We start from the raw sequence: 6,035 nt of genomic DNA on the forward strand, positions 1-6,035 counted from the left end.
GAAACAGTATATAAGAATCCTAAATTCTTCCGTACACTAGAGAAAAAGTTGGCAAAAGCACAACGTACCCTGTCAAGACGAAAAAAAAGTTCTTCAAATTGGCATAAACAACGAATCAAGGTTGCAAGAATATATGAGAAAATAACGAATACAAGAAAGGACTACCTGCATAAAATCTCCCATGCTAAGGTACGCAAGCTAAGAACGCCGCGTCCTGCGGCAACGCTTGCATGGCCAACGTCGTGTTGGCCTAAACCACGATGTCATCGGGATTGAAGATTTGCAGGTATCCAATCTGTTAAAGAACCACAAATTAGCAAAAGCCATTAGTGAAGTAAGTTGGTCAGAGTTTCGCACCATGCTTGAATACAAGTCAAAATGGTACGGAAAACAGGTTATAACAGTTGCGAAAAACTTCCCTTCCAGTCAGCTATGTTCTAGTTGTGGCTACCGCAANAATCTCCATCTTCAAATTTCGTTAAGAAATTAAGGTGGAGTAGTTCAATTAGAACGGATTTCCTGTTTCATAAAGAAAATGTAAGATATCGCAAAGCAAACCATTGTTGCCGCAATTAAACCGGTTAATTGCGGCCAGATTAAGATTAAACTTTGCGTAAAGGGCAGAGGGCTCGCAATTGCTCCAGTTGTTTGATTAACAGTTAACGGTCCCAGCGCTCGAATAGAAGGTGTCAATAATGTTGTTGTCAATTCACTAAACAAATAACTTGGTGAAAGTCTTGATAAATTTAGAATAAAATTGTGATAGGAAATGAGCGTTTCGACTTGAGTGATTTCTGAAGACGGAGCTGTTGCTTTTTGAATCAAATTTATAATCATTGAATAAAAAATACTGAAAAATATCCATACGGCAATTCCAGCTAGTGCCGATGTAGCGGCTTGGCGAAATTTAACTGAAAATAAAATACCGAGATTCAGCCAAAATGCAACATAGGCAATGCTGACAATAAGGAAACATAAGACCCGAAAAAACTCTTCAAAAGTTGGTGGAATCCCCAGCATCAAGATTCCTAACCCCATCACTAAAAATCCGAGTGAAAAGAATAGAACAATATTAATAAACAATGCCGCTACAAATTTGGCATTTAGCACATAGTCTCTAGGAATCGGTTGAGACATTAATCGGCTTAATGTCCCTTTATTTCTTTCCGAATTAATGGCATCAAATCCAAGCCCTATGCCAAGAAGAGGTCCTAGAAACGTAATAAACGTGACAAAAGAAGGCAATGTACCATCTGAGACGGTAAACAATTTCAAGAATAAAAATGAATCTTGAAAAACGTTTTGAGTTTCTTCCGCTTCCGAAAGAACATCCCGAATGGTTGAAATGGCAGTATAGAGTGACCCTAAGCAAGTTAAAGCAATAATAAAAAGAAGAATAATAATTCGCCAGCTTGTAATATAATCTGTAAATTCTTTCCGAACGATTGCCCAGAAAACGGATCTTTCTGCTTTATCCTTTTCTTTCCATTGGTGAAACCGAAAACCGATTTTTTTTAACCTGACCGTCAATGTATTGTCCTTCATTCAAACCCCTTCCTTCAAAATATCGATGGTAGATTTCATCCAATCCATAGTTTTTTATGCTTAAATGGTTTAATGAAGCGCCTGCTTTCAAAATGGTTTCTGCAATTTGGCTCGTTACATTTTCGTTACAATAAATCTCTAGTCGTTGATTGGATTGTTTAACTTCTATAATACTTGGGATTTGTTTAAGTTGATTGATTAATTCTTCTGATATTGGTGAAGTTTCAACATAGATAAGTGTCGTTTTATCTAAAAAAAGTTGTGTTGCCAACTCATGAATCTCTCCAACGGCAAGTAATTTTCCATTCACAAATAATCCAACGCGGTCACAAATTTGTTGAACTTGGTGCAAATGATGGGAGGATAGGAGTACTGTAATTTTTTCTTCCTTGCTTAACGTTTTAATTAATTGCAATAGCTCTCTTACCCCTTCAGGATCAATGCCTAGCGTTGGTTCGTCTAAAATAATGACGTCGGGATTTTTGATTAGGACATCAGCCAAACCCAGTCGTTGTCGCATTCCTCTTGAATATTTACCGGCTTTTTTATGTGTTGCATCAGCAAGACCTACTCGTTCAAGCAATTTTAATGCTCTATCTGTTGCTTCTTGTTTTGGAATTCCGTTCAATGCAGCCGTGTAAACTAAATTTTCCAGCCCTGTCATTGATTCATAGAAACCAAGATCGTCGGGTAAATAGCCGACGCGTTTTTTTACTGCAATCGGCTCTTTTGTTGAATTAAATCCACAAACCTTCACAGTGCCTGAGGTTGGTTCACTTAACCCGAGCAGCATTAAAATCGTTGTTGATTTTCCAGCGCCATTCGGGCCTAACAATCCAAATATTTCCCCTCTTTTTATCGAAAGCGATAAATGGTCTACTGCAATCGTTTGATCATATTTTTTCGTTAATTGATCAATTTCAATTATCTCGTTTGACATGATTTACCGCCTCCCGTATTTTTTGAACAAGTAATACATCCCCGCGAGAACGGCAAGTATGATGAGAACACCAACAAATCCCCAAAGAACAGAGGTTTCAACAGAAATTCTAAATGTTGCTTCAGATGAAGCTTCCGGTGCAGTAGCTTTGAGTACAGCAACATAATCACCCGCAATCGCATCTTTATCGGCTTTAATTGTTGCTTTTACTTTTTCGGATTGTCCCGGTTCAATTTTTTGGATCGTCTTTTGTTCAAACGTGATATCCCAATTTGGCGGCATTTCCCCATCTAACTCAATTTGCCGAAGGGGAGCGGTTCCGGAATTTGTAATTTGCAGTTCGATTGTTTTTTCACGCCCAGCTGTAATATCCGTGTTTAATTTTCCAGATGGCGTACTTAGTTTTATTTCGTAATTTCCAGTAATGACAGCTTCCAATTCAGTTGATGCCGACGTCGCGTTTGTCGCAGCTTTTATCGGGATCTTGTAAGTATCTGCTTTGACTTTTTCAGGCGGTTTTATTTCAATATCTATATCTTTCGTGGAATTGGGTTCAAGCGTTGCGGAAGTAATGTTGTTTCCGTCCGCTTTAAATTGCACATCCCATCCTTTGGGTGCCGCAGAGCTTAACGCGTAGTGCTGTTCATCAGCGGTTCGGTTTTTTAATGTCACTTGGTAAGAAAACGTGGAACCCGCATGGCCTTCCATGTTTGGTTGTTCGGCTTCAAGCTCAGTTTTAAAAGTTCCTTGTTCGGTAATGTTGATTAAGAATGGAAGCGATGTAGATTCGCCACTGTTTGCCTGTGCGATTAACTTAAATTGGTACTTTCCTTTTTCAACTTTTAGAGGAACTTGAACTTCAAAATTAATTTCTTGCGAATCATTTCCTTTTACTGATAGTTGTTCAATTTCCCTCCCATCGGAAGTAATTGTATAATTCCAGTCTTTCGGTAAATTGCTTGTATCAAAAGTCGTCGTTTGAATGCTGCTGCTATTGTTTATCAATTCCACAGAATAATTGACCGTTTCCCCCGGAGTAACCGAAACGCCTGTATAAGGGGTAAATAACGTAAGGCTTGCAGCAAGTGCGGGAGTATGGATGCCGATTCCTCCTACGAACAATGCCAATAATAGAACAAGAACCTTTTTCCTCATCATGAAAACACCTCCAAATTATGTTCTGTTTTATCCCGGTGCAACCGTCCGTCATCAGAAAGGCTGAAGGGCCTGTTCAGCTTCGAGAGAAAAATGCTCTTCCGAGCAAGGGATGATTTGTATCCCGACGGAGGAAGAAATTTTATCGAAGATCTAGGCCCTAAAGCTGGCAAAACCCCCACTTCAAGATTGGAGATTTCGCAGAAGTCTAAGTGGAGGATAACGGACGCCAACACCCCGATAAGTCTCGTTTTATATACGAAAGAGAGGTGGGTTTAGATTTGTCATTTTATAAAAAATTCAGTACTATTTTTTTAAAAGGATGGTTATTCTTAAGGTTTATTAGCTGTTTTACTCGGCTCGATTCGGTTGGAAGGGTAGAGAAGCAGTCTCTTCAGCTAAATCTAGCAAACGAATCATTTTGAATGTCAAAACCTAATGGCATCGGAAACATTGGGGGGGAAGCTGGATGGCGGGTAAGCACGAAACAAATCAGTTGCTGCATCATATAAAACGCGGTTCACGCTCTGCATTCGATCAATTTTATGAACAGCATCGTTTATTTGTTTTTCACATAGCTTTTTCCATTTTAAAAAATAGGCAGGAAGCGGAAGATATTTGCCATGACGTTTTCGTTGAAGTATTCCAAAAAGCCGGAGAATATGATTCGGCAAAAGGCAGTGTCCAAGCTTGGCTGGCGGTCAAGACGAAAAGCCGTTCTTTGGATTACTTGAAAAAGAAAAAACCGATTCTGAAAGAAAAAATAGGGGATTTGTTATCACATGTAAAAGAGGAAGTTAACCATACTGAATACAACGTCATGGAGAAACTAGAAAAAGAAGTTGTCCATCAAGCGCTTGCACTTATCCCGAAAGACCAACGAGATGTTTTGTACGGCGCTTATTTTGAAGAAAGAACACAGCGTGAACTGGCACAAGTGATGCATCGCCCCCTAGGAACGATAAAATCTGCGATCCGTTATGGACTTAACAATTTGCGTAAGCAAAAAGCATTATTGAACTGGGTGAAACCGAATGAAGGTGGCAAGAAGAACAATGACGAATAAGTGTGAATGGAAAGAAGAGGAACTGTTTGATTTTGTTGCGGGAAAGATAGATCGGTTCAAATCAAAACAACTTCGACTGCATTTGAAAAGCTGCCATGATTGCCAAAGCACCGTAAGCGAATGGAAAGCCATTCTTCATTGTGAACAAAACGTAACTCAGCCATCCCCCGGATTAAAAAGGCGAATAGATAAAAGCATTGATAAATTTGCAAAACACAAAGTAAACAAATGGGTTTCCAAACCGGCCTACGCCATTGCGGGATGTTTTTTGTTTATCTTTGCATTGCTCGGATTGTTACAAATGAAATCAACAGGCGGCGAAGAATATTTTGTCCAACAACAGGAAGAACTCTCCCATCATCCGATTGCGCGTGATGCAAACACATCCCAGTTTAAAGTCATCCCAACTTCTAATTTTAACAAAAATGAAATAGAAGGTACGGTTTGGTTAAATGATAAAAACAATGAAATGTTGCTGAAGGCGGAAGGGTTAACTCCAATCGTTGAAAAAGATTATCAGTTATGGATGATTCACCCTAAACGTGATTTGAATGGAGAATTGCTAACGATAAAAAACGGAATGATCGTATTCTATTATAAAGGAGAAGGGCTGGATGAAGTAAGGTTTATTGAAGTAAGTTTAGAACCGAAAGGAGGAAGCCCCCTCCCGACTGGCCCGAAAGCGTTTTATGTAGATTTGCAACAATAATACAGGCATACCATCTGATATGCAATTTTTCATCATTTAGCCATAGACATCTATAGGTAAAAAGTATAAAATTAGCATGGGAATCGTACTAAAGAAATAGTTTTTAATACCTAATTATTATAATTACAAGGATGCTATGAACAGACAATCTTTATGTGGGCACTTGATTGTCTGGGAGCAAGTAGTGCAACCGACCTGTTCAATTTGGGGTCGGTTTTTTTTATCCCAGTACAACCGTCCTTAATCAGGAAAGCTGAAGGGCCTGTTCAGCTCTAAGATAAAAATGCTCTTCCGAGTAAGGGATGATTTGTATCCCGACGGAGGAAGAAATTTTTTCGAAGAGCTAGGCCCTAAAGCTGGACAAGACCCCACTTCAAGATTTGGAATTTCGAAGAAATAAGTGGGGATTACGGACGCTAACACCCCGATAAGTTTCGTTTATCGAGACTGCGAACGAAGTGAGCTAGCGTGAATTATACTCTGAGAGTGCTAAATATCAGTGGGGAGACGAAGAAAACCCCTACGATGGAAGTCTCTCTTTATCGTGTTTTTCAGCCCAGCGGTAATATGTCAACACCTGAAAACTAGAGAATTGGAAATTAAATCTTAAAAAAGCTAAA

General features: G+C 39.2%; 5 protein-coding genes, 1 pseudogene and 1 riboswitch. Of the genes and pseudogenes, 3 read left to right on the plus strand and 3 right to left on the minus strand.

Annotation, left to right across the window (positions count from 1 at the left end):
- A pseudogene (locus DCC39_RS18410) lies at positions 1 to 490 on the plus strand (RNA-guided endonuclease TnpB family protein); the annotation flags it as partial.
- 11 nt (positions 491 to 501) lie between these two features.
- Here DCC39_RS18410 and DCC39_RS18415 read toward each other — a convergent pair.
- The 3 genes from DCC39_RS18415 to DCC39_RS18425 are packed head-to-tail and all read right to left on the minus strand — an operon-like array spanning position 502 to position 3,643.
- A complete protein-coding gene (locus DCC39_RS18415; protein ID WP_116556347.1) occupies positions 502 to 1,545 on the minus strand; it encodes an ABC transporter permease in 1,044 nt (347 codons plus the stop codon).
- Positions 1,472 to 2,485: an ABC transporter ATP-binding protein gene (locus tag DCC39_RS18420; protein ID WP_116556348.1), complete on the minus strand. Its 1,014-nt coding sequence runs from the start codon at positions 2,483 to 2,485 to the stop codon at positions 1,472 to 1,474. Before DCC39_RS18420 ends, DCC39_RS18415 begins: the two co-directional genes overlap by 74 nt.
- 3 nt (positions 2,486 to 2,488) lie before the next feature.
- Positions 2,489 to 3,643 carry a COG1470 family protein gene (locus DCC39_RS18425; protein WP_240613697.1) on the minus strand — a complete coding sequence of 385 codons (1,155 nt, stop codon included), beginning with the start codon at positions 3,641 to 3,643 and terminating at the stop codon, positions 2,489 to 2,491.
- A gap of 466 nt (positions 3,644 to 4,109) precedes the next feature.
- Here DCC39_RS18425 and DCC39_RS18430 point away from each other — a divergent pair, with 466 nt between their 5' ends.
- Positions 4,110 to 4,706 (plus strand): RNA polymerase sigma factor, encoded by a 597-nt coding sequence (locus DCC39_RS18430; protein ID WP_116556349.1) that lies wholly within the window; start codon positions 4,110 to 4,112, stop codon positions 4,704 to 4,706.
- Positions 4,696 to 5,415 carry an anti-sigma factor gene (locus DCC39_RS18435; protein WP_165820939.1) on the plus strand — a complete coding sequence of 240 codons (720 nt, stop codon included), beginning with the start codon at positions 4,696 to 4,698 and terminating at the stop codon, positions 5,413 to 5,415. The genes DCC39_RS18430 and DCC39_RS18435 overlap by 11 nt, the downstream gene beginning before the upstream one ends.
- A 121-nt stretch (positions 5,416 to 5,536) precedes the next feature.
- A riboswitch (cyclic di-GMP riboswitch) is annotated at positions 5,537 to 5,620 on the plus strand.
- The last annotated feature ends 415 nt before the right edge of the window (positions 5,621 to 6,035 follow it).

Origin of the sequence: Pueribacillus theae (assembly GCF_003097615.1) — a bacterium.
Classification (GTDB): Bacteria; Bacillota; Bacilli; order Bacillales; family UBA6769; genus Pueribacillus; species Pueribacillus theae.

Excerpts from the sequence above, each read along its gene's own strand:
- DCC39_RS18415 (WP_116556347.1), bottom strand. The coding sequence starts at position 1,545 with ATGAAGGACAATACATTGACGGTCAGGTTAAAAAAAATCGGTTTTCGG.
- DCC39_RS18435 (WP_165820939.1), top strand. The coding sequence starts at position 4,696 with ATGACGAATAAGTGTGAATGGAAAGAAGAGGAACTGTTTGATTTTGTT.
- DCC39_RS18420 (WP_116556348.1), bottom strand. The coding sequence starts at position 2,485 with ATGTCAAACGAGATAATTGAAATTGATCAATTAACGAAAAAATATGAT.
- DCC39_RS18425 (WP_240613697.1), bottom strand. The coding sequence starts at position 3,643 with ATGATGAGGAAAAAGGTTCTTGTTCTATTATTGGCATTGTTCGTAGGA.
- DCC39_RS18430 (WP_116556349.1), top strand. The coding sequence starts at position 4,110 with ATGGCGGGTAAGCACGAAACAAATCAGTTGCTGCATCATATAAAACGC.